Annotated in this window: 19 protein-coding genes and 2 pseudogenes; 10 read left to right on the top strand and 11 right to left on the bottom strand. The window is 71.5% G+C overall.

Annotated features, from left to right (window positions below):
• Positions 1 to 26 precede the first annotated feature (26 nt).
• Positions 27 to 908 (top strand): annotated as a pseudogene (locus ABD374_RS15815) (SigB/SigF/SigG family RNA polymerase sigma factor); the annotation flags it as partial.
• Between the two features lie 19 nt (positions 909 to 927).
• On the opposite strand, the gene ABD374_RS15810 reads toward ABD374_RS15815, so the two are convergent.
• From ABD374_RS15810 to ABD374_RS15785, 6 genes are all read right to left on the bottom strand, one after another.
• Positions 928 to 1191, bottom strand: a complete 264-nt coding sequence (locus tag ABD374_RS15810; protein ID WP_344495868.1) for an ATP-binding protein — start codon at positions 1189 to 1191, stop codon at positions 928 to 930.
• A gap of 272 nt (positions 1192 to 1463) precedes the next feature.
• Positions 1464 to 2675, bottom strand: a complete 1212-nt coding sequence (locus ABD374_RS15805) for an FUSC family protein (protein WP_344495615.1) — start codon at positions 2673 to 2675, stop codon at positions 1464 to 1466.
• A 21-nt stretch (positions 2676 to 2696) separates the two neighbouring features.
• The gene (locus ABD374_RS15800; RefSeq protein ID WP_344495613.1) at positions 2697 to 3404 is read right to left on the bottom strand and encodes an HAD family hydrolase; all 708 of its coding nucleotides are present in this window, start codon (positions 3402 to 3404) and stop codon (positions 2697 to 2699) included.
• Positions 3405 to 3521: 117 nt separating this feature from the next.
• A complete protein-coding gene (locus ABD374_RS15795) occupies positions 3522 to 3698 on the bottom strand; it encodes a CsbD family protein (RefSeq protein ID WP_344495611.1) in 177 nt (58 codons plus the stop codon).
• Between the two features lie 123 nt (positions 3699 to 3821).
• Positions 3822 to 3998 (bottom strand): hypothetical protein, encoded by a 177-nt coding sequence (locus tag ABD374_RS15790; RefSeq protein ID WP_344495609.1) that lies wholly within the window; start codon positions 3996 to 3998, stop codon positions 3822 to 3824.
• 42 nt (positions 3999 to 4040) lie between these two features.
• Entirely contained in the window at positions 4041 to 4412 is a 372-nt protein-coding gene (locus tag ABD374_RS15785) for a VOC family protein (protein WP_344495607.1), read from the bottom strand.
• A gap of 132 nt (positions 4413 to 4544) precedes the next feature.
• Here ABD374_RS15785 and ABD374_RS15780 point away from each other — a divergent pair.
• The 5 genes and pseudogenes from ABD374_RS15780 to ABD374_RS15760 all read left to right on the top strand — a co-directional run bounded on the left by ABD374_RS15780 (position 4545) and on the right by ABD374_RS15760 (position 8907).
• Positions 4545 to 5095 (top strand): annotated as a pseudogene (locus ABD374_RS15780) (2Fe-2S iron-sulfur cluster-binding protein).
• The gene (locus ABD374_RS15775) at positions 5092 to 6087 is read left to right on the top strand and encodes an FAD binding domain-containing protein (protein ID WP_344495605.1); all 996 of its coding nucleotides are present in this window, start codon (positions 5092 to 5094) and stop codon (positions 6085 to 6087) included. The pseudogene ABD374_RS15780 and the gene ABD374_RS15775 overlap by 4 nt, the downstream one beginning before the upstream one ends.
• A gap of 9 nt (positions 6088 to 6096) precedes the next feature.
• Entirely contained in the window at positions 6097 to 8202 is a 2106-nt protein-coding gene (locus tag ABD374_RS15770; protein ID WP_344495603.1) for a xanthine dehydrogenase family protein molybdopterin-binding subunit, read from the top strand.
• A 131-nt stretch (positions 8203 to 8333) separates the two neighbouring features.
• A complete protein-coding gene (locus tag ABD374_RS15765) occupies positions 8334 to 8696 on the top strand; it encodes a hypothetical protein (RefSeq protein ID WP_344495601.1) in 363 nt (120 codons plus the stop codon).
• Between the two features lie 34 nt (positions 8697 to 8730).
• On the top strand, positions 8731 to 8907 hold the full coding sequence (locus tag ABD374_RS15760) for a hypothetical protein (protein ID WP_344495599.1): 177 nt from the start codon (positions 8731 to 8733) through the stop codon (positions 8905 to 8907).
• 77 nt (positions 8908 to 8984) lie between these two features.
• On the opposite strand, the gene ABD374_RS15755 is transcribed toward ABD374_RS15760, so the two are convergent.
• The 4 genes from ABD374_RS15755 to ABD374_RS15740 are packed head-to-tail and all read right to left on the bottom strand — an operon-like array spanning position 8985 to position 13603.
• Entirely contained in the window at positions 8985 to 10358 is a 1374-nt protein-coding gene (locus tag ABD374_RS15755; RefSeq protein ID WP_344495597.1) for a GH1 family beta-glucosidase, read from the bottom strand.
• Between the two features lie 20 nt (positions 10359 to 10378).
• Positions 10379 to 11272 (bottom strand): carbohydrate ABC transporter permease, encoded by an 894-nt coding sequence (locus ABD374_RS15750; RefSeq protein WP_344495595.1) that lies wholly within the window; start codon positions 11270 to 11272, stop codon positions 10379 to 10381.
• Positions 11265 to 12284 carry a carbohydrate ABC transporter permease gene (locus tag ABD374_RS15745; protein WP_344495593.1) on the bottom strand — a complete coding sequence of 340 codons (1020 nt, stop codon included), beginning with the start codon at positions 12282 to 12284 and terminating at the stop codon, positions 11265 to 11267. The genes ABD374_RS15750 and ABD374_RS15745 overlap by 8 nt, the downstream gene beginning before the upstream one ends.
• 8 nt (positions 12285 to 12292) lie before the next feature.
• Positions 12293 to 13603, bottom strand: a complete 1311-nt coding sequence (locus ABD374_RS15740; protein ID WP_344495591.1) for an ABC transporter substrate-binding protein — start codon at positions 13601 to 13603, stop codon at positions 12293 to 12295.
• Positions 13604 to 13755: 152 nt separating this feature from the next.
• Here ABD374_RS15740 and ABD374_RS15735 point away from each other — a divergent pair, with 152 nt between their 5' ends.
• The 4 genes from ABD374_RS15735 to ABD374_RS15720 all read left to right on the top strand — a co-directional run bounded on the left by ABD374_RS15735 (position 13756) and on the right by ABD374_RS15720 (position 21069).
• Positions 13756 to 15102 (top strand): ROK family transcriptional regulator, encoded by a 1347-nt coding sequence (locus ABD374_RS15735; RefSeq protein ID WP_344495589.1) that lies wholly within the window; start codon positions 13756 to 13758, stop codon positions 15100 to 15102.
• 102 nt (positions 15103 to 15204) lie between these two features.
• Positions 15205 to 17409, top strand: coding sequence for a discoidin domain-containing protein (locus tag ABD374_RS15730; protein WP_344495587.1), 2205 nt, complete (start codon positions 15205 to 15207; stop codon positions 17407 to 17409).
• A gap of 323 nt (positions 17410 to 17732) precedes the next feature.
• A complete protein-coding gene (locus ABD374_RS15725; protein WP_344495866.1) occupies positions 17733 to 19913 on the top strand; it encodes a discoidin domain-containing protein in 2181 nt (726 codons plus the stop codon).
• Between the two features lie 79 nt (positions 19914 to 19992).
• Complete coding sequence (locus ABD374_RS15720; RefSeq protein WP_344495585.1) at positions 19993 to 21069, top strand: DUF1996 domain-containing protein; 1077 nt, start codon at positions 19993 to 19995, stop codon at positions 21067 to 21069.
• A 145-nt stretch (positions 21070 to 21214) separates the two neighbouring features.
• Here ABD374_RS15720 and ABD374_RS15715 read toward each other — a convergent pair whose 3' ends face one another.
• Complete coding sequence (locus tag ABD374_RS15715) at positions 21215 to 22255, bottom strand: LacI family DNA-binding transcriptional regulator (protein WP_344495583.1); 1041 nt, start codon at positions 22253 to 22255, stop codon at positions 21215 to 21217.
• Positions 22256 to 22287 lie beyond the last annotated feature (32 nt).

Genomic DNA, 22287 nt, shown 5'->3' with positions numbered 1-22287 from the left:
TTCCCCCAGCGCGTCGAAGGAGCCTCATGTCCAGTCGCCTGCGCACTCGAGACACCGCCCCCGCCGCGCCCGGGTCCCGTCCACCGGGACTGGCCGACTTCCCCGACATCCCGGATCCGCGCACCCTCCGCACACCGGACGCGCGCACCCTGTCCGACTCCCTGTTCGAGCGGCTGGCGTCGCTGAAGGAGGGGACACCGGAGTACGCGTACGTCCGCAACACCCTGGTCGAGATCAACCTCAGCCTGGTGAGGTACGCCGCGTCGCGGTTTCGCAACCGGAACCAGCCCATGGAGGACGTCGTCCAGGTGGGCACCATCGGTCTGATCAAGGCCATCAACCGTTTCGACGTCGGGCGCGAGGTGGAGTTCCCCTCTTTCGCGCTGCCGACGATCGAGGGCGAGATCAAGCGTTTCTTCCGGGACAACAGCTGGGACGTCCGGGTGCCGCGCCGGCTGCAGGAGCTCCGCATCGACATCGCCCGGGCCTGCGACATCCTGGAGCAGGACCTGGGCCGCGAGCCCACAGCCGCCGAGCTCGCCGTCCACCTGGGCGTGAGCCAGGAGCAGGTGCAGGAGGGCCGACGGGCGGCGAACGGCTACAACGCCCGTTCCCTCGACGTGGCGTTCGACGACGAGACGCCCACGAGTTTCGCGCAGTGCTGCCTGGGCGAGGAAGTCCGGGCGTACGACACCGTCGAGTGCATGGTGGCCCTGAAACCACTGGTGGCCACCCTCGCCGAGCGGGACCGGACGATCCTCACCATGCGGTTCGTCGAGGAACTGACACAGCGGGAGATCGGCGAGCGGATGGGCATCTCCCAGATGCAGGTGTCCCGGCTGCTGACACGCATCCTGAGCACCCTGCGCGAGGCCCTCCTCGCGGAGGACGACGGGCGGCCCGCCAAGGCCCCGGACGGGCGGCCCGCTAAGGCCCCGGCCGCCGGGCGCCGCCCGGCGCCGCCACCTCCGCCCACACCGTCTTGCCGCTTCCCCGGGGGAGAGAGCCCCAGCTCCGGGCGAGACGCCGCAGCACGGTCAGACCGTGCCCGCCGGGCGCGGACACGCCCGGCGGCCGGGGCCTCGGATGGACGGGGCTGCCGTCGGTGACCTCGATGCGCAGCCGGTCGGCCGTGCAGTGCAGTACGAACTCCCTGGGCCCGCCGGCGTGCAGGCAGGCGTTGGTGACCACCTCGGACACGAGCAGAAGGACGTCGTCGACGACCGCCTGCTCCTCTTCGTCCCCGGCGGGAATCCACTGCCAGTCGGACAGGGCCTCCCGGCTGAAGTCGCGGCAGCGACCCACGATGTCCTCGGCGCCGCACAGGGTCAGCCGACGGGTCTGCCCCCGCGACTGGAGGACGTCACTCAGTACCACGACGCACCCCCTGGTCTGGGTTGAGGGCTTGGGATGAGGGCTTTGGCCATCGGGTGCCCGGAACGCGCCGTTTTACCCTCCGCGTTTCATCCTTTGCCCCGGCCGCTCCGCGCAGACCGTGCGCGCGCGTTCCGCTCCAGTGGAGCGAGTTCGTAGAGAAGTTGCTGGGACTCCGCGACCAGGCCCCCGACCGACGTGGCCGTCTCGCTGTCCTGGTCCAGCAGCTGCTGCTTCAGCCGCCCGTGCGCGGCCCAGGCCGATTCGAGCGCGAGCGCGCGTTCCTCCCCCGCGTCCCGGCCCCGCCCTTCGAACGCGTCCCGGTCGGCCGCGCACACGTCGCCCGCCGCCCGCAGGAGATCCGACAGGTGCGCCAGGACGGAATCGGGCGGCGGCCTCAGCATGGGCTCGTCGCTGACCGTACTGACGAGGCTGCGCGTGAGCGCCACCAGCGGGTCGGCGATCCGTTCCCAGGCGTAGTCCCACTCGGGCGGGGGCAGGGCCGGGCCGGTGCGCCGCAGCCGGCTGCCCGGGTTGAGGCGGTAGCTCTCGCGGGTCCACAGACGCGCGTCGTGCAGCTCCGCCAGGATCGCGGTCACGCGGCGCGCGCGGTCGTGCCAGGACTCGGCCTCCTGACGGCCGTATCCCTCCCGCAGGCCGTCGGCGACGGTGTGCAGCAGCTCGGAGCTCTCCGAAGGGAGCCTGCGCAGGGAGTCCCGGACGCTGCGCAGGTGTACGGGGGGAAGGATCAGCGCGTTCACCGCGATGCCGATGGCCGCGCCGACGGCCGACTCGAGGAGCCGGTGCAGGATGTCGAGGCCGGAGTAGGACCCGTAGGCCAGTACGAACACCGCCGTCGTCGGTGCGTACAGGCCCTGCTCGCCGAAGCGCCCGTAGTTGCCGAGCAGCACCGCGACCGGCAGGACCAGGACCATGGCGGTCATGGTGTCCCCCGTCAGGTTGGCGGCTCCCGCCGCCAGCACGGTGCCCAGGGCGATCACGACGAGCTGCTGCACTCCGGAGCGCAGGGAACGGTAGACGGTGCTCTGCACCAGTACGACCGCCGTCCACGGCGCCATCAGCGCCATCGGCGCGTTCCACCACCAGCCGGTCAGTGCCCACGCCAGGGCCGCGGCGCCCGCGGCCTTCAGGGACTGGACGACCACGTCGCGCTCCGGGCCGGGACCCGCACAGGCCCGGCGGGCCGAACGCCAGACCGCCGACGCCTCCCGGAACAGCCACCGCCACGTACGGCCGAGCGCGACACCACCGGTATGCGATCGGTGATCACTCTCTGCCACTGCCACCTCCGGGATCCGCGTCTACGTCACGGCACGCCTTCCCGGACGAGCGTCACCGAACCGCTCCTTCAGCCGGCCGACGGGGCTCTCGCCGAGGCGGGCCAGCAGGTCCGCGGGGTCCTGGTAGACGGCCGCGGCGCCGGCCTCCTCGAGGTCCGCCTGCGGGATGCCCCCGCACCGCAGCCCCACGGCGAGCACGCCCGCCCGGGTGGCGGCCTCCATGTCCCACACCGTGTCGCCGACGAAGACCGCACGGTCCGCGGGCACCCCGGCCAGTTCCAGGGCCCGCTCGACCGGGTCGGGGGCCGGCTTGCCCGCGTCGACGTCGTCGGCGCTCGCGGTGGCGGTGATGGCGTCGTCGGCGTCGATGGCACGGCGCAGGGCGTCGAGTTCCGCGCCCCCCGCCGACGTGGCGAGGACGACGCTCCAGCCCTGCCCGGCGAGGGTCCGCAGCAGCCGGCCGGCCTGCGGCAGGGCGGGCAGCCGGTCGGCGTACGTCCCGTACAGCGTCTTGTGGGCGGCGCTGATGGCCGCGTCCTGGCCGGTGTCGCGTCCGTCTCCGAGCAGACGGGCGACGAGGTCGTGGCCCGCCAGGCCGACGGCCCGGTGGACGTCGTGCATCACGACGTCGTGCCCGGCCTGGCGGAACGCCTCCCACCAGGACGTCACATGCAGATGGTTGGTGTCGACGAGCGTCCCGTCGACGTCGAAGACGGCCGCGCACTCCACGTCGCCGTTCCTCCTTCTCCGATACGTCCCCCGGCTTCCCGGAGCCTCTCCGGACTCCCCGGAACAGACCGACGGGCCGCGCGGCCGAGACCGCGCGGCCCGTTTCCGGCACCCGGATTACTTGTGGCCCGACCTCTTGACCCGCTCGCCGGCCTTCTCGACCGTTTCCTGGGCCTTGCCGCTCACCTGCCCGCCGCGGCCTTCCGCCTCCATGCTCCGGTCGTCGGAGGTCTTGCCGACGGTTTCCTTCATCTTGCCCTTGAGCTGCTTCGCCTTCGCCTTCGCCTTGCTCACGACAGTGTTCCTTCCACAGAGGTCAGAGGTGACCGAACTGGCTCCCACCTTGCGCCGGTCATCCCGTACCCGCAATCCGGGATGACCCGCAATGTCCCGGTACACCCACTCGCTCGCGCCCGTTCAGCCGGTCGGCTCGTCCGGGGCGGAATCCTGTCCGGCGTCGGGGGCGCGCTCCTCCTGCGCGCCGTCGCCGGCTTCGTCCACCGGGTCCTCGCCGTCTTGCGCCTGCTGATCGGGCAGATCTCTCGGCACGGCCGTACCGGCCTCTTCCTGGTCCTGCGTCCGCCGGTCACTCATGGATCCTCCTCACGTCGGGCGGCGTCGCGGCCGCCGGGTGCCTCACGCGCGGCAGAGGCAGAACGGGTGACCCGCCGGATCGGCGTACACCCGAAAGCCCCGCCGCCCGCCGTCGTCGTCCAGGTCGAGCGGGGCGGCACCGAGAGCGAGCACCTGTTCCTGCGCCGCCTCGATGTCCGGCACGTCGAAGTCGAAGTGCATCTGCTGCGAGTTGTCGTCCCCACGCGGCCAGTTCGGCGGCCGGAAATCCGACGCGCGCTGGAAGGCGATACGGCTTCCGCCGGGCACGTGCAGGACGTACCAGTCCTCGTCGTCCCGCTTCACGTCACCACCGAGCACCGCGGCGTAGAAGCCTGCCAGCGCCTCGGGATCGGGACAGTCCACGGCCACGAGAGAGTATTTCGCAATGGCCACACCGGCCTCCTTGCTCGGGTTCGCGTCCCACCCCGGTACCCGCCCCGGGACGGCTGAACCGGACCGCACAAACCGCCATCTTTTGGTAGGAAGGGGAGAAGTGACACCTTCGGACCTGAGAGGCGCGACGGAGTGGAGCCCACCAGTCAGCAGGAGAACGCGCACAGCTCTGTCCTCACCCTGCACGTCAACGGGACCCCGCACACCCTGTCGCTCGACCACAGGACCACCGTCCTGGACGCCCTTCGCGAGCATCTGGACCTCACCGGGGCGAAGAAAGGCTGCGACCACGGCCAGTGCGGTGCGTGCACCGTGCTCGTCGACGGCCGGCGCGCCAACAGCTGCCTGCTGCTCGCCGCCGCCCACAACGGCGCGCACCTCACCACCGTGGAAGGACTCGCCGACGGCGACCGGCTCCATCCGGTCCAGGAGTCCAGGAGGCGTTCGTCGCGCGGGACGCCCTGCAGTGCGGCTACTGCACCCCGGGCCAGATCTGTTCGGCCGTCGGGGTCCTGGCCGAAGCCGCCGAGGGGCACCCCTCGTACGCCACGCCCCCCGGACACGCCCCGGACGGCCCCGCCGCCCTCACCCCGCACGAGATCCGGGAACGCATGAGCGGCAACATCTGCCGGTGCGGCGCCTACCCGAACATCGTGGACGCGATCGCGGAGGTGGCGCCGTGAAGCCGTTCGCGTACTTCCGCGCCGAGACCGCCGACGACGCGGTCGACGCCTTCGCCGCCCATCCGGAGGCGCAGTACCTCGGCGGCGGCACCAACCTCGTCGACCTGATGAAACTCGGGGTCGCGGCCCCGGACCTCCTCATCGACGTCAGCCGTCTGCCACTGGACGGGATCGACGAGACGCCCGACGGTTCCCTGCACATCGGCGCGACCGTACGCAACAGCGATCTGGCCGCCCACCCCACCGTGCGTACGCGCTACCCCGCCCTGTCGCAGGCCCTGCTCTCCGGTGCCTCGGGGCAGCTGCGCAACACCGCGACCACCGGCGGAAACCTGCTCCAGCGCACCCGCTGCCCGTACTTCCAGGACACCTCGACCCCCTGCAACAAGCGCGTCCCGGGCACCGGGTGCCCGGCCCGCGAAGGGCTCCACCGCGACCTCGCGGTCCTCGGCCACTCCGCGCACTGCATCGCCACGCACCCCTCGGACATGGCGGTCGCGCTGGCCGCCCTCGACGCCACCGTCCATCTGCGCGGCCCGCGGGGCGCCCGCACCCTGGCCGTCGTCGACCTCCACCGCCTGCCGGGCGACCGCCCCGATCAGGACACCGTCATCCGTACGGGCGAACTGATCACCGGCGTGACCCTGCCGCCGGCCCTGCCCGGGTCCCGCTGCGGCTACCGCAAGGCCCGCGACCGCGCCTCCTTCGCCTTCGCCCTGGCCTCCGTCGCCGCCGTGCTGCGGGTCGAGGGCGGCGTCGTCCGCGACGCCGCCCTGGCCTTCGGCGGGCTCGCCCACCGGCCCTGGCGGGCCCGCGCGGCCGAAGAGGTGCTGCGGGGAGCGCCCGCCACCGAGGACACGTACGCCCGGGCGGCCGACGCCGAACTCGCCGCGGCCGAACCGCTGCGCGACAACGGCTTCAAGGTGCCGCTCGCCCGCAACCTCACCATCAGCGTGCTGGCCGGGCTCGCCTCCCCGTACCCGAGGACGTGAGGTCCCGTCATGACGCACGCACCGTCCCCCCTGGGCACCCCCGCCGTCCGCCGGGAGGCCCGGGACAAGGTCACCGGCGCCGCCCGCTACGCGGCCGAGCACACCCCGCCGGGCTGCGCCCACGCCTGGCCGGTGCCCGCCACCGTCGCCCGCGGCCGGGTCACCGCCGTGCACGCCGACGAGGCGCTGGCCCTGCCCGGGGTGCTCGCCGTCCTCACCCACGAGAACGCGCCCCGCCTCGGAGAACCGGACGACCCCACCCTCGCGCTCCTGCAGAACACCCGCGTCCCGCACCGCGGCTGGTACGTCGCCCTGGTGGTCGCCGACACCCCGGAGAACGCCAGGGCCGCCGCCGACGCGCTGCGCATCGAGTACGCGCGCGAGGAGCACGACGTACGGCTGACCGCGGACCACCCTGGCCTCTACACACCGGAGCAGGCGAACGGCGGTCACCCCGCCGTCCGGGAACGCGGCGACTTCGACACGGCGTTCGCCGCCGCGGCGGTGCGGACCGACGCCACCTACACCCTGACCGCGCTGCACAACCACCCCATGGAGCCGCACGCGGCCACCGCCCGGTGGGACGACGGGCATCTGACCGTGCACGACTCGGCCCAGGGCTCCAGAGCGGTCCAGGACGCTCTGGCCCGGCTCTTCGGGCTGGAGAAGAACGACGTCACGGTCGTTTCCGAGCACGTGGGCGGCGGGTTCGGTTCCAAGGGCACCCCCCGCCCCCAGCCGGTGCTGGCCGCCATGGCCGCGCTCCACACCGGGCGCCCCGTCAAGCTGGCGCTCCCCCGGCGCCAGCTCGCCGCGGTCGTCGGCCACCGCGCGCCGACCGTGCAGCGCGTCCGGCTGGGCGCCCGGGCCGACGGCGTGATCACCGCGCTGGCCCACGAGGTGGTCACGCACACCTCCACGGTCAACGAGTTCGTGGAGCAGGCGGCCGTTCCGGCCCGCACCATGTACACCTCGCCCCACAGTCGCACCGGCCACCGGGTCGTCGAGCTGGACGTGCCGACCCCCTCGTGGATGCGCGCTCCGGGCGAGGCCTCCGGGATGTACGCCCTGGAGTCGGCGATGGACGAGCTCGCCGTCGCCGCCGGGGTGGACCCGGTGGAACTGCGGCTGCGCAACGAGCCGGACACCGAACCCGACAGCGGCAGGCCCTTCAGCAGCCGGCACCTGGCCGAGTGCCTGCGGGAGGGGGCCCGGCGCTTCGGCTGGGAGCGGCGCGACCCGCGTCCGGGCGTCCGCCGCGAAGGGGACCTGCTCCTGGGCACCGGGGTGGCCGCGAGCACCTATCCGGTCATGGTCAGTCCGTCCTCCGCCACCGCGCACGCCGCCCCCGACGGCACCTATCTGATCCGGGTCAACGCCACCGACATCGGCACCGGGGCCCGCACCGTGCTCGCGCAGATCGCCGCCGATGTGCTGGCCGCGCCCCTGGAGTCGGTGCGCGTCGACATCGGCAGCAGCGATCTGCCGGCGGCGCCGCTCGCGGGAGGCTCGTCGGGCACGGCGTCGTGGGGCTGGTCCGTGCACAAGGCATGCACGGCTCTGGCCGAGCGCCTCGGTGACCACTCCGGCGGTCTGCCGGCCGAGGGCGTGAGCACCGCCGCGGACACCGAGGAGGAGGTGGGGAGGGAATCGCCGTACGCGCGGCACGCGTTCGGCGCCCACTTCGCCGAGGTGCAGGTCGACACCGTGACGGGAGAGATCCGCGTACGCCGCCTCCTCGGCGTCTACGCCGCCGGCCGCATCCTCAACCCCCGTACCGCGCGCTCCCAGTTCATCGGGGGCATGACCATGGGCCTGGGCATGGCGCTGACGGAGGGAAGCACCATGGACGCCGCCTTCGGGGAGTACACGGAGAAGGACCTGGCCTCGTACCACGTGCCCGCCTGCGCGGACGTGCCGGCGATCGAGGCGCACTGGATCGACGAGGACGATCCGCACCTCAACCCGGTGGGCGGCAAGGGCATCGGCGAGATCGGTGTGGTCGGCACGGCGGCGGCCGTCGCCAACGCCGTCCACCACGCCACGGGGGCGCGGCTGCGGGAGCTGCCCCTGACGCCGGACAAGGTGCTGCCGCATCTGAATCCGGCGAGGTGAGGTGAGCGCCGGCCGGCGGCGCGGCCGGCGCATCGCTCGGCGGAGACGGCGGGGTCGGCGGGGTCGGCGGGGGCGACGGGGAACGACGGGGTCAGCGGGGAACGACGGCTCTGCGGAGCAGGTCGTGCAGGGTGGTCTGCTCCTCGCGCGTCAGGCCCGTGGTCGGCGCGGCCCTGGCGTTCTCCGCGGGCTGGGGCTGGACGGGGCTGCTGCTGGCCACCACCTTGCGGCTGGTCCCCGGCCGGGCCGAGAACGCGGGGCACACCGTCCGGGTCGGCCTCTGCACGGGCGCCACCGTCGCCCCGTTCGCCTTCGGCGCCCTCTCCGGGGCCTTCGGCTTCGCGAGCACCGTGCTCGTCGCCGCCGTGGCGGCGCCGGCCGGAGCGGCGGCGACCGTCGCCGGGGCCGTTGCGCCGCGCCCGCTGCGGCGCCGGCGAGGAATGACCGGCGCAGGGCAGGGAATAGGGCTGACAACGGCGCAGTCACCGGGATGACGCGTGGTTCGCCGTCCAGTGGTGGGAGAAGAACATGCTGGCATTCGCGGCGGCGGTGGTGTTCGTCATCGCCCTCATCATTCACGCGACCGAGGCGTCGACAGCCGCGGTCTTCGGCCCGACGAGTCTCATGCTCCTCGGACTCGCCCTCCTCGCCCTGCATGTGGCCGGTGTGGGCTCCGGGTGGTCCGCCCGGGGCGCTCGGCGCTGACCGGGAGCGGTTCGGTTCACGACCGCCCGGGGCGGGGGCCTCGGCCCCCGCCCCGGGCGGTTCCCGGTCCCGGTCCGTCAGGCCGCGCGGGCGCCGCGCGCGCGGTGCTCGCGGATGATGCCGGCGTAGTGGTGACCGCTGCCCTTGATGGTGCGGCGCTGGGTCTTGTAGTCGACGTGGACCAGGCCGAAGCGCTTGTCGTAGCCGTACGCCCACTCGAAGTTGTCCAGCAGCGACCAGGCGTAGTAGCCGGCCAGCGGCGCGCCCCGCCGCGCGGCGCGAGCGCAGGCGGCCAGGTGCTCCTGGAGGTACTGGGTGCGCTCGCGGTCGTCGACCGTGCCGTCGGCGAGGACCGCGTCGGGGTAGGCGGAGCCGTTCTCCGTGACGTAGAGCTTGCGTGCGCCGTAGTCGTCGGTGAGACGCATCAGCAGGGTCTCGATGCCGCCCGCGTCGATCTCCCAGTCCATGCCCGTGCGCGGTACGCCGGGGCGGCGGATCTGGCGTGCGAAGGGGTACGGGCCGTGCGGGTCGTCGGTCACCACGGCCGGGAAGTAGTAGTTCAGGCCCAGCCAGTCCAGCGGCTGCGCGATGGTGGCGAGGTCGCCGGCGCGTTCGGGGAGGTCCACGCCGTACACCTCGGTCATGTCGGCGGGGAAGCCCCGGCCGTGGACCGGGTCGAGCCACCAGCGGTTGGTGTGGCCGTCCATGCGGCGGGCGGCGGCGACGTCGGCCTCGGACCGCGAGGCGGGTTCGACGGTGGAGAGGTTGTTGACGATGCCGATCTCGGCGCCGGGCACGGCGGCGCGTACCGCCTGGGTGGCGAGACCGTGGCCCAGCAGCAGGTGGTACGAGGCGCGGACGGCGGCGGTGATGTCGGTGGCTCCCGGCGCCATCTTGCCTTCGAGGTGGCCGATCCAGGCCGAGCAGAGCGGCTCGTTGAGGGTGGCCCACAGCTTCACGCGGTCACCGAGGGCGCCCGCGACCACGGAGGCGTACGCGGCGAAGTGCTCGGCGGTCCGGCGCTCGGGCCAGCCGCCGCGGTCCTGGAGGGCCTGCGGCAGATCCCAGTGGTAGAGCGTGACGTTCGGGGTGATGCCCGCTTCCAGCAGGGCGTCGACGAGCCGGGAGTAGAAGTCGAGGCCCTCCTGGTTGACCGCCCCGTCGCCGCCGGGCACGATCCGCGGCCAGGCGACCGAGAGCCGGTAGGAGTCGACACCCAGTTCCTTCATGAGCGCGACGTCCTCGCGCCAGCGGTGGTAGTGGTCGCAGGCGACGTCACCGTGGTCGTTGTTGTCGATCTTGCCCGGGGTGTGCGAGAAGGTGTCCCAGATCGACGGGGCGCGGCCTCCCTCCGCCACGGCTCCTTCGATCTGGTACGCCGAGGTGGCCACCCCCCACGCGAAGTCCCCGGGGAGGGCGGCGAGGGTCGCGGGGTCGTTGAGCTGGGTCACGGAAGTCCTTTCGGGGCGGATCACTTGACGGCTCCGGCGGTGAGCCCGGAGACCAGGTAGCGCTGGAGGAAGAGGAAGCCGACGACGACGGGGGCGCTGACGACGAGGGAGGCCGCCATGACCTGGTTCCAGTAGACGTCGTTCTGGGTGGCGTAGCCCTGGAGGCCGATGGAGAGGGTGCGGGTCGTCTCGTTGGTCATGACGGAGGCGAACAGCACCTCGCTCCAGGCGGTCATGAAGGAGTAGACCGCCACGGCGATGATGCCCGGGACGGCCGCGGGCACGATCACCCGGAACAGCGCGCCGAGGGGACCGCAGCCGTCGACCATCGCGGCCTCGTCGAGGTCGCGGGGGACCGAGTCCAGGTAGCCGATCAGCATCCAGATGGAGAACGGCAGGGAGAAGGTGAGGTAGGTGAGGATGAGGCCGCCGCGCGAGCCGAAGAGGGCGATCCCGGTGGCGTTGCCGATGTTGACGTAGATGAGGAACAGCGGCAGCAGGAAGAGGATGCCGGGGAGCATCTGCGTCGAGAGCACCGTGACGGTGAACAGCCGCTTGCCGCGGAAGCGGTAGCGGCTGACGGCGTACGCCGCGAAGATCGCGATGATCACCGAGCAGACGGTCGCCGCACTGGCCACGATCAGCGAGTTCACGAAGTAGTCCGCCAGCGGGACGGTGGACCAGATGTCGATGTACGGGCGGATGGTGAGCTCGCTGGGGAACCAGCGGAACTCGCCCGCGACGTCCTGGAGCGGCTTCAGCGAGCTGCTGATCATGACGTAGACGGGCACCGCCACGAAGGTGGTCAGCACGGTGAGGAAGATCCTGCGGGTCCACAGGAAGGACCGCGGGGGCGCGGTCGGTGAGCGGCGGGGCGCCGCCGCGGCGGGGGCCCCCGCCGTCGCGCTAGACATCGGCCTGCTTCCTTCCGCGCGAGGTGACCAGGAGGTAGGCGCCGGTCACCGCCAGCAGGAACAGCAGCAGCAGGGCGGACATGGCCGATCCGGTGCCGAAGTTCCAGGTGACGAACGACGACTGGTAGATGTGGATGGAGATGAGGTTGGCGGCTTCGGGGGCCGACTTGCCGAACAGCACGAACGGCGTGTTGAAGTCGTTGAACGTCCACAGGAACAGGACGAGCACGAGGACCTGGTTGACCGGCCGCAGCGAGGGCAGCGTGATCTTGCGGATCTGCTGCCAGACGCCCGCGCCGTCCAGGGCGGCGGCCTCGTACAGCTCCCTGGGGATGTTCTGCAGGCCGGCCATGATGATCAGGAAGGCGAACGGCCAGCCCTTCCAGACGGAGACGACGAGCAGCGCGATGAAGCTGTTGTCGCCGATCAGCCAGAAGGAGGAGCCGTCGGTGATGCCGAGCTGGTCGTGCAGGACGTGGTTCACCAGACCGTTGTCCCGCTGGAACATGAACGCCCAGGTGATGACGGCGGCGTAGGCCGGCAGCGCGTACGGCACCAGGAAGAGGGTGCGCAGCAGGCCGCGGCCGCGGAAGGTGTCCTGGAGGAAGATCGCGGCGGCGGTGCCGATCAGCCAGCACAGGCCGACGGAGAGCACGGTGAACGCACAGGTCACCAGGAACGAGTCGAGCAGGGCCTCGCCCACGGGTGCGTCGAAGTCGACGGTCGCGGAGAAGTTGGCGAGCCCGTTCCACGGCGCGACGGACCAGTCCCGGATGGTGAACTGGGTGAGTTCCTTGAAGCTCATCATGATGCCCATGACCATGGGCACCAGGTGGACGAGGAGTTCCACGAGCACGGCGGGCAGGAGGAGCAGGTAGGGCAGGCCGGCGCGGCGGAGCCGTCCGGGGAGGCGCGGCCGGCGCGGCCGGTCCTTCCCGGTGGCGGGCCGCTCGGTCGAGCGGCCCGCCGGCGCCTGTGCCTGCCGGTGGGCGGCGGTGGCGGCGGGTGTCACAGTGGCACCTACTTCGGCATCTGCTGCTGGGCCTTGGACAGGGCGGCCTTGACGGATTCGGTGGTCACCGGGCGCCCGTTGGCGGCGTCGGCGAAGAGGCCCTTGACGGCCGTGCCGACCGCGGTCTCGAACTGGGACTCGTTGGCGACCTGCGGCAGCGGAGCGGCGCTCTTGGTGAGCGTCTCGCGCAGCACGGTGCCGTCGGGGGTGTCGAAGGCGCCGTCCTGCTGGGCGGACTTGACCGACGGGATGGACCCGTACGTCCCGTTGAGGATCTTCTGCTCCTCGTGGCTGGTCATGAACTTCACGAACTCCGTGGCGCCGTCGAGGTTCTTGGTGTTCTTGAAGACGGCGATGTTGATGCCGGAGACCATGGAGTTGACCTGGCGGCCCTGGCCCGGGGTGCCGGACTGGACCGGCGCCGGGGCGACGCCCCAGTCCTCGTCCTTCATGCCGTGGGCCTTGAACGTGCTGGCGGCGGACTGCCACAGCACCATGGCCGTCTTGCCCCTGGCGAAGTCCTGGAGGGACTGGTTCTGGGCGTACTCGGCGTTGCCCGGGGCGATGATCTTGTTCTTGCCCATGAGGTCGACGTACTGCTTCACGGCCGCGACGTTGGCGTCCGAGGTGAAGTCCGGCTTGCCGGAGGCGTCGAAGAAGTTCCCGCCGTGCTGCTGGCTGAGCGCGAAGACCTGGTGGATGTTGCTGGACAGGTTCGAGCCCTCGGCGCCGAGCGCCCACTTGCCGTCCTTGGACAGCTTCTTGCCCGTCTCGACCATCTCGTCCCAGGTGGCCGGCGGCTTCTCGACGCCGGCTTCCTCGAACATCTTCTTGTTGTAGTAGAGGGCGTACGACATCGAGTACAGCGGCACGGCCGCCGGGTCCTGGCCCTCGGCGCCCGCGGAGGCGACCGCGGCCTCGGCGAAGCGGTCCCGTCCGCCGATCTTCTCGAAGGCGGCCTCGTCCCACGGCATCAGCGCGCCGGTGGCCTGGAGGGAGGCGGACCAGGTGTTGCCGATGTTCAGCACGTCCGGGCCCTGACCCGAGGTGGTGGCGGCCAGGATGCGGTCGAGCAGGTTGGCCCAAGGGACCACCTCCAGCTTGACCTTGATGCCGGTCTCCTTCTCGAACTTCTTCAGCTCGGGAGTGAGGATCTTCTTGTCGGCCTCGATGTTGGCGCCCTGGTTCGTCGCCCAGTAGGTCAGCGTCTTGGGCGAGGCGTCGCTGCCTGTCCCGCCCTCCCCTCCCCCGCACCCGGTGGCGGCGGTCGCGAGGGAGGTGACGATGGCTATGGCTGCCGCGGCTCGGATTCTGCGCATGGCGGAGACGGCCCTTCGGAGATGGGTGTGGCCTGGGTGGTGTTCAGCCCCTGAACAACCTCACGGCTTAATTTAGAACGTGAGTTAAGTCCCGAGAGAGGGTCGCGTCAAGACTTGAAGCGACGGTATGTTGCACGGAGGAAGGGAGCCATATGGCCATGCCGAGCAGACGAACCGTCCGTGACCTGCGTCGAAGTAGCCGGAAGGCGGTATTGCAACGACTGTATTTCGACGGCCCGATGAGCCGGCAGGCCCTCGGCGGCGCCACCTCACTCAGTTCGGGCTCCATCAGCACCATCGTCGCGGAGCTGGTCGCCGAGGGACTCGTCGAGGAGGCCGGTACGGTCGACTCCGACGGGGGGCGCCCGCGCACCCTGCTGCGGGTGGCGCCCTCCGGCGCCTGCCTGATCGGTGTCGACGTGGGCGAGACCCGGGTGCGCGTCGAGCTGTTCGACCTGGCCCTGGCCGAACTGGCCCGCTGCGACCGGCCGTTGCGGCGCAACGGCTACGACGTCACGTCGGTCGTCCGGCACATCAGCGAAGGCGTCCGGGAAGTGATGAACGAGGCGGGCATCACCGCGGACCTGCTGCTCGGCGTCGGTGTCGGCATCCCCGGCATCGTCGACCGCGGGTCCGACGACGCCGGCACCGGCGCCGTGGTGTACGGCCAGACCATCGGCTGGGACGCGGTACCACTGGAGTCCCTGCTGCGCGACTGCGCCGTCCTGCCGCCCGGTACGCGGTTCTTCATCGAGAACGGCGCCAAGACCCTCGGCCAGGCCGAGATGTGGTTCGGCGGCGGCCGGGGCGTACGGGACGCGGCGATCGTGCTGTTCGGCTCCGGTGTCGGCGCGTGCCTCGTCACCGACGGCGCCGTCTTCGGCGGAGCGCGCGGCAGCGCCGCCGAATGGGGTCACACCACCCTGCGCGTACGCGGCCGGCAGTGCCGCTGCGGCGCGCTCGGCTGCCTGGAGGCGTACGCCGGCGCCGAGGCGCTGGTGCAGCGCTGGCAGGAGGCGGGCGCGACGCTGCCCGCCGACACCGACGAGGAGACGGCGGTCACCGCCCTGCTCGCCGCCGCCCACCCCGAGGAGGGCCCGGCCGACCCGGTGGCCCTGAACGTGCTGGACGAGACGGCGGAGTACCTGGGCGCCGGAATCTCCGACCTGATCAACCTCTACGGCCCCGAGCGCGTGCTCCTCTGCGGCTGGGCGGGGCTCCAGCTGGCGCCGTACATCCTGGACGACGTACGCCGTCACGCGAAGGCGTACGCACTGCGCCACCCGGCCGAGCGGGTCACCATCGAACTGGGGCGGCTCGGACCCGACGCCGTCACCGTCGGCGCGGCGACGCTGCCGCTCGCGGACTTCTTCGCACGCGGCGGCCGCCTGCACGAGCAGGCGGCGGAAGGTGAGGCCCCCGTCGAACGGGCGGGCTGGCGGGCCACGATGGAGACGCGCACACTGGCCGCCGCGTCGAAGGAGCCGGTACGGAAATAACCGGTGCACACCCCTTGACCACAGCAGCGTGAGCGGACAAGCATCTCCTGCTTGGAGAGCGCTCTCCAAGAGACTTCCCCCCTCGACCGAGGAGCACAGCTCATGCGTCCTGTCCCTGCCCACGCGGCCCCGCCGCCCCTCAGACCCCCTGTTTCCGCACGCCAGGGCGTCGCCGGCGCCGTGGTCACCGCGCTCGTCGCCACCCTCCTGCTGTTCGTCCCCCAGACCACCGCCCAGGCCGCGCCCGCGCTGCTCTCGCAGGGCAAGCCGGTGACGGCTTCCAGCCAGGAGCACTACGGCACGCCGGCGAGCGCGGCGGTCGACGGCGACAACGGCACCCGCTGGTCGAGCGCCGCCGCCGACCCCCAGTGGATCCAGGTCGACCTGGGCGCGCCGGCGAGCGTGAGCCAGATCGTCCTGCGCTGGGAGGCCGCGTACGCGAAGGCGTACCGCATCGAGTTCTCCGCCGACGCCAAGAACTGGTCCACGGCGCACTCGACCACCACGGGCCCCGGCGGCACCGAGACGCTGAGCGTCTCCGGCACCGCCCGCTACGTCCGCATGTACGGCACGGCCCGCGCCACCGGCTACGGCTACTCGCTCTGGGAGTTCCAGGTGTACGGCACCGCCGGTAGCGGCGGGGACGGCCCGCAGCTTCCCGGCGGCGGCGACCTCGGCCCCAACGTGCACGTCTTCGACCCGTCGACGCCCAACATCCAGGGCAAGCTGGACGAGGTGTTCAAGAAGCAGGAGTCGGCGCAGTTCGGCACCGACCGCCACGCCTTCCTGTTCAAGCCCGGCACGTACAACAACATCAACGCGCAGATCGGCTTCTACACCTCGATCGCGGGCCTGGGCCTGTCGCCCGACGACACGACCTTCAACGGCGACGTGACCGTGGACGCCGGCTGGTTCAACGGCAACGCGACGCAGAACTTCTGGCGCTCGGCCGAGAACCTGGCGCTGAACCCGGCCAACGGCACCAACCGCTGGGCGGTCTCCCAGGCAGCCTCCTTCCGCCGCATGCACGTCAAGGGCGGACTGAATCTCGCGCCGAACGGGTACGGCTGGGCCAGCGGCGGCTACATCGCCGACACCAAGGTCGACGGCCAGATCGGCAACTACTCGCAGCAGCAGTGGTACACCCGGGACAGCTCGATCGGCGGCTGGTCCAACTCCGTGTGGAACCAGACCTTCTCCGGTGTCGAGGGCGCCCCGGCGAACAGCTTCCCCGAGCCCCGCTACACCACTCTGAACACCACCCCGATCTCCCGCGAGAAGCCGTTCCTCTACCTCGACGGCAGTGAGTACAAGGTGTTCGTCCCCGCCAAGCGCACCAACGCGCGCGGCACCACCTGGGCGAACGGCACCCCGCAGGGCAGCTCGCTGGCGCTGAGCAAGTTCTACGTCGTCAAGCCGGGCGCCACCGCCGCCACCATCAACGCCGCCCTCGCCCAGGGCCTGCACCTGCTCTTCACGCCGGGCATCTACCACGTCGACCAGACCATCAACGTGAACCGGGCGGACACGGTCGTGCTGGGCCTCGGGCTCGCCACGATCATTCCCGACAACGGCGTGACCGCGATGAAGGTCGCCGACGTCGACGGCGTGAAGCTCGCCGGGTTCCTCATCGACGCCGGGCCCGTCAACTCCCCGACGCTGCTGGAGATCGGCCCGCAGGGCTCGTCCGCCGACCACTCCGCCAACCCGACGACGGTCCAGGACGTCTACATCCGGATCGGCGGAGCCGGCCCCGGCAAGGCCACCACCAGCATGGTGGTCAACAGTGACGACGCGATCATCGACCACACCTGGGTCTGGCGCGCCGACCACGGCGACGGCGTGGGCTGGGAGACCAACCGGGCCGACTACGGCGTCCGCGTCAACGGCGACGACGTGCTGGCCACCGGACTCTTCGTCGAGCACTTCAACAAGTACGACGTGGAGTGGTACGGCGAGCGCGGCAGGACCATCTTCTACCAGAACGAGAAGGCGTACGACGCGCCCAACCAGGCCGCCATCCAGAACGGCAGCACCAAGGGCTACGCGGCCTACCGGGTCGACGACTCGGTCGACGTCCACGAGGGCTGGGGGATGGGCAGCTACTGCAACTACAACGTCGATCCGTCGATCGTCCAGGACCACGGCTTCAAGGCACCGGTCAAGCCGGGCGTGAAGTTCCACAGCCTGCTGGTGGTCTCGCTCGGCGGCATGGGGCACTACAACCACGTGATCAACAACACCGGAGCCTCCACCGCCCCCTCCGGCAGCTCGACCGTCCCCTCCACGGTGGTCTCCTTCCCCTGACCGGCGGCCGCTTGCGGCTCCTGACGGCCGCTTGCGGACCCTGACGGGCCGGCCCGCGTGACGGCCGGCCCGCCCCGCCCACCCGCCCGGGACCCGGCCTTCCCTCGTGGAGGCCGGGTCCCGGGCGGGCATCACGCGTGCGCCACATAACACAACGCGGTTAATCAGTAAGGAATGTGTCGCGAACGTTGACAGGAACACGCTCGCGCGACACGCTCGGAGAGCGCTCTCCGAGACAGTTCTCCCGGCACTGGCCACGGGATGCCGGTGCCACCTCGCCCCCAACTCCGCCAGGAGCCCACGTGTTCAGACCCCCCGCCCTCATGTCGGGCCGCCCCCGGGCCGCGACTCTGCTCCTCACCCTCGGCGCCCTGCTCGCTCCGTCGCTCGCGGTCGCGACAGCGCCGGCCGCCGCAGCGGCCGAAGCCGCCGAAGCGGCCGAAGCGGCCGCCGACACCCTGCTCTCCCAGGGCAAGCCCGCCACCGCCTCCTCCAAGGAAGGCGACGGGTTCTCCGCCGGACAGGCCTTCGACGGCAACCTCACCGGCACCCGCTGGGCCAGCCAGTGGTCCGACCCGCAGTGGATCCAGGTCGACCTGGGCAAGAAGGCGAACCTCAGCCGGGCCGTGCTCACCTGGGAGGGCGCCTACGGCAAGGGGTACGAGATCCAGGCGTCGGACAACGGCACCGACTGGACCACCCTGAAGAAGGTGACCGACGGCGACGGCGGCACCGACGACCTCGCCCTCACCGGCGCCGGCCGCTACGTCCGGATGCTCGGCACCGTCCGCCCCGGCGGCTACGGCTACTCCCTGTGGGAGTTCCAGGTCTACGGCTCCGACGGCACGACGCAGCCCCCGCCCGGCGGCGCGGTCAAGGTGACCGGCACGCAGGGCGCGTGGCAGCTCACCGTCGGCGGACAGCCCTACACCGTCAAGGGACTGACCTGGGGCCCCTCCATGGCGGACGCCCCGAAGTACATGCCCGACCTGAAGTCGATGGGCGTCAACACCGTCCGCACCTGGGGCACGGACGCGAGCTCCAAACCCCTCCTCGACGCGGCCGCCGCGAACGGCCTGCGCGTCATGAACGGCTTCTGGCTCCAGCCCGGCGGCGGACCCGGCAGCGGCGGCTGCGCCAACTACGTCACCGACACCACGTACAAGAACACCATGCTCACCGAGATCGCCAAATGGGTCGAGACCTACAAGAGCCACCCCGCGACCCTCATGTGGAACGTCGGCAACGAGTCGGTGCTCGGACTCCAGAACTGTTACAGCGGCGCGGAGTTGGAGGCCCAGCGCAACGCGTACACCACCTTCGTCAACGACGTCGCGAAGAAGATCCACTCGATCGACGCCGATCACCCCGTCACCTCGACCGACGCCTGGACGGGCGCCTGGCCGTACTACAAGCGCAACGCCCCCGACCTCGACCTGTACTCGATGAACGCCTACGGCGACATCTGCGGCGTCCAGCAGGACTGGGTGGAGGGCGGCTACACCAAGCCCTACATCATCACCGAGACCGGACCGGCCGGCGAGTGGGAGGTCCCGGACGACGCCAACGGCGTCCCGGACGAGCCCACCGACGTGCAGAAGCGCGACGGCTACACCAAGGCCTGGGAGTGCACGACCGGCCACCGCGGCGTGGCGTTGGGTGCGACCCTCTTCCACTACGGCCTGGAGCACGACTTCGGCGGGGTCTGGTTCAACCTGATCCCCGACGGACTCAAGCGGCTGTCGTACTACTCGGTCAAGAAGGCTTTCACCGGCTCCAACGCCGGCGACAACCTGCCGCCGGTGGTCAGCGGCATGACCGTCACGCCTGCCGGGTCCGCCCCCGCCGGCCAGGAGTTCACCGTCCGCGCCGACATCCGCGACCCCGAGGGCGACGCGGTGACGAACAAGATCTTCCTCAGCGGCAACTACGCCAACGGCGACAAGCGGCTCGTCCCGGCGCAGTTCAGGTCGACCGGCGCGGGCACCTTCGCGGTCACCGCACCCGAGAAGCTCGGCGTGTGGAAGGTCTACATCCAGGCTGAGGACGGGCGCGGGAACGCCGGCATCGAGACCAAGTCGGTCAAGGTCGTCGCCCCGCCGGTCTCCGGGACCAACGTGGCGCTGAACAAGCCGACCACCGCGTCCAGCGCGCAGGCGTCCTACGGCGACTGCCCGTGCCCCGCCTCGAACGCCACCGACGGGAAGACCGACACCCGCTGGGCCAGCGACTGGAGCGACCCGCAGTGGATCCGCGTCGACCTCGGCGCCCCCACCCCCGTCCGTAAGCTCCAGCTCGTCTGGGACCCGGCCTACGCCAAGTCCTACGAGGTCCAGGTGTCCGACGACGGCACCACCTGGCGCACGGTCCATACCACCACCACCGGCAACGGCGACATCGACACCATCGATGTCGCGGCGACCGCCCGCCACGTCCGTCTCCACCTGACGGCCCGCGGGACGGGCTGGGGCTACTCGCTCCACGAGTTCGGCGTCTACAGCTGACGCGCCACGCCCCCGGCAGGGGGCGGTGCTCAGCCCCCTGCCGGGTCCCCACTCCCACCCCACGGGCTGGAGGCCCTCCATGAGATGGCGTTCGAAACGACTCCCCGCGCTCCTTCTCGGCAGCGCTCTCGTCGCATCCGTCCTCGGCGTCGGCACGGTCGCCACCGCGGCCGATCCCGGAAGTACCTCCCCGGCCGGCAACCACGCCGGGCACACGATGGCCGTGTCCACCCAGGCCTCGGGCGACGACGCCGACGGAGACGGCTACATCCCGGCCGTCCCCCAGGTCACCGGTGTGACACCGTCCACGGCCACCCCGCCCCCGGCCTACCATCACGAGTTCCAGGCCGGCTGCGCCGTCACCCACACCGCGCCGGACGACCCGATCGTCTACCCGGGCCAGTTCGGCAAGTCCCACGACCACACCTTCATGGGCAACACCTCCACCAACGCCGCCAGCACCACCGGCTCGCTCTACGGAGGAAACACCACCTGCAAGGCGCCGGCGGACGCCTCCGCGTACTGGATGCCCTCGCTGTACAAGGGTGACCAGAAGATCCTGCCCGTCGGCCCGCAAGTCATCTACTACAAGGCCGGCGTCACCGACTACCGCAGCGTCCGCCCCTTCCCCAAGGGTCTGCGGTTCGTCGTCGGCAACCCGATGCAGAGCGCCCAGGAGTTCCGGGCCCACAAGGGCTTCGTCGAGGGCTGGGAATGCGGTGACAGCTTCTTCAACACCGACATCCCCGCGAGCTGTCCGAACCGGCCCGACGTACAGCTCAACCTGCGCATGCAGGCCCCCAGTTGCTGGGACGGGAAGTACCTCGACACCCCCGACCACAAGAGCCACATGGCCTACCCGGTCGTCAAGCCCGGCACCAACGACAACATGTGCCCGGCCTCCCACCCCGTCGCCCTGCCGATGATCGAGTTCAAGATGGCGTGGCCGGTCAACGGCGACATGTCCCAGGTCCGCCTGGCCAGTGGCCGGGGCTACTCCTTCCACTACGACTTCTTCAACGCGTGGGAGGAGCGCACCCTCAAGGCTCTGGTCGACCACTGCATCGTCGGCGGCCTGCAGTGCGACACACGGGGCTTCGACCTGTACCGCCCCGAACGCGGTGCCGTGCTGAACGCGGACCACCGACTGCCCTGACCGGCACCTTCCCGCAGGGACTTCCGGCATGAAGTTCCCGCCCGGACTTCCCCGTACGAACGTCGGCTTCCCCGCCCGAACCGCCCGGCCCCTTCCGCCCTCCCCGGCGGGAGGGGCCGGGCACGTGCCGCTCCGGTTCCCGTGCCTACGCCGACGCGCGGCGCACGAGCTCCGGCTCGAAGATCACCGAGGTGGGCTCGGTCAGCTCTCCCTCGATCTGCTCCTGGAGCAGGCGCGCCATCGTGGCCGCCATCTCCTCCATCGGCTGCCGGACGGTGGTCAGCGGCGGCCGGCAGGCGACGGCCGCGCTGGAGTCGTCGAAGCCGACCACCGCCACGTCCTCCGGTACGCGTTTCCCGCTTTCGCGCAGCACCTGGCAGACGCCCTGCGCCATCAGGTCGTTGGCCGCGAACACCCCGTCGATCCCCGGGTGTTCGGCCAGCAGCCGGGTCATGGCCGACGCCCCGCTGTCGAAGGTGAAGCCCCCCTCGGCTATCGGGACGTAGGGATGGCCGTGGCGGGCCATCGCGTCCTGGAAACCGGAGAGGCGGTCCTGGGCCGCGGGCAGGTCCAGCGGGCCCGTCACCGTGGCGGCCCGTCGGCAGCCGCGCGCCAGCAGGTGCTCGGCTGCCAGCCGTCCGCCCTGCCGGTGATCGACGTCGACGTAGGTGAGGGGGGCGGGCAGCGCCGGGCGGGCGAACAGGACGCAGGGCAGGCTCTCGGCCGCGAGCAGCGCCGGCAGCGGGTCCTCGGCGTGGGTGGAGAAGACCAGCGCGCCGTCCGCGCTGCCCTGCCGCAGGTACGCCAGTACCTGCTGCCTGGCCGCCTCGGTCTCGGCGAACATCAGCACCGGGTACATGGAGCGCGGACGCAGGAAACCGACGACGCCGCTGACCACCCGCCCGAAGAAGGGGTCCGCGAGCGCCCGGGCCGCGAACGCGTTCTGTTCGCTCTCCGAGTCGTCGCCCGCGCCGGAGACCACCAGGGCGATGGTCTCCGCGCGCCGGGTCACCAACGACCGGGCGGCGCGGTTCGGGGCGTACCCGGTCCGCGCGATCGCCTCCCGCACCGCTTCGCGGATGGCGGGGTCCACGTTGCGGATGCCGTTGACGACCCGGGAGACGGTCGCGCGGGAGACCCCCGCTTCCCGGGCCACGTCCTCAAGAGTGGGCGCCTTTCTGGTCATGCCCGCACCCTACCGCCGGGCCGTGTCCCCGC

Source organism: Streptomyces enissocaesilis, from assembly GCF_039533765.1.
Classification (GTDB): domain Bacteria; phylum Actinomycetota; class Actinomycetes; order Streptomycetales; family Streptomycetaceae; genus Streptomyces; species Streptomyces enissocaesilis.
Note: the sequence above shows the minus strand (reverse complement) of the source record. Positions and strands in the feature narration are given on the sequence as shown.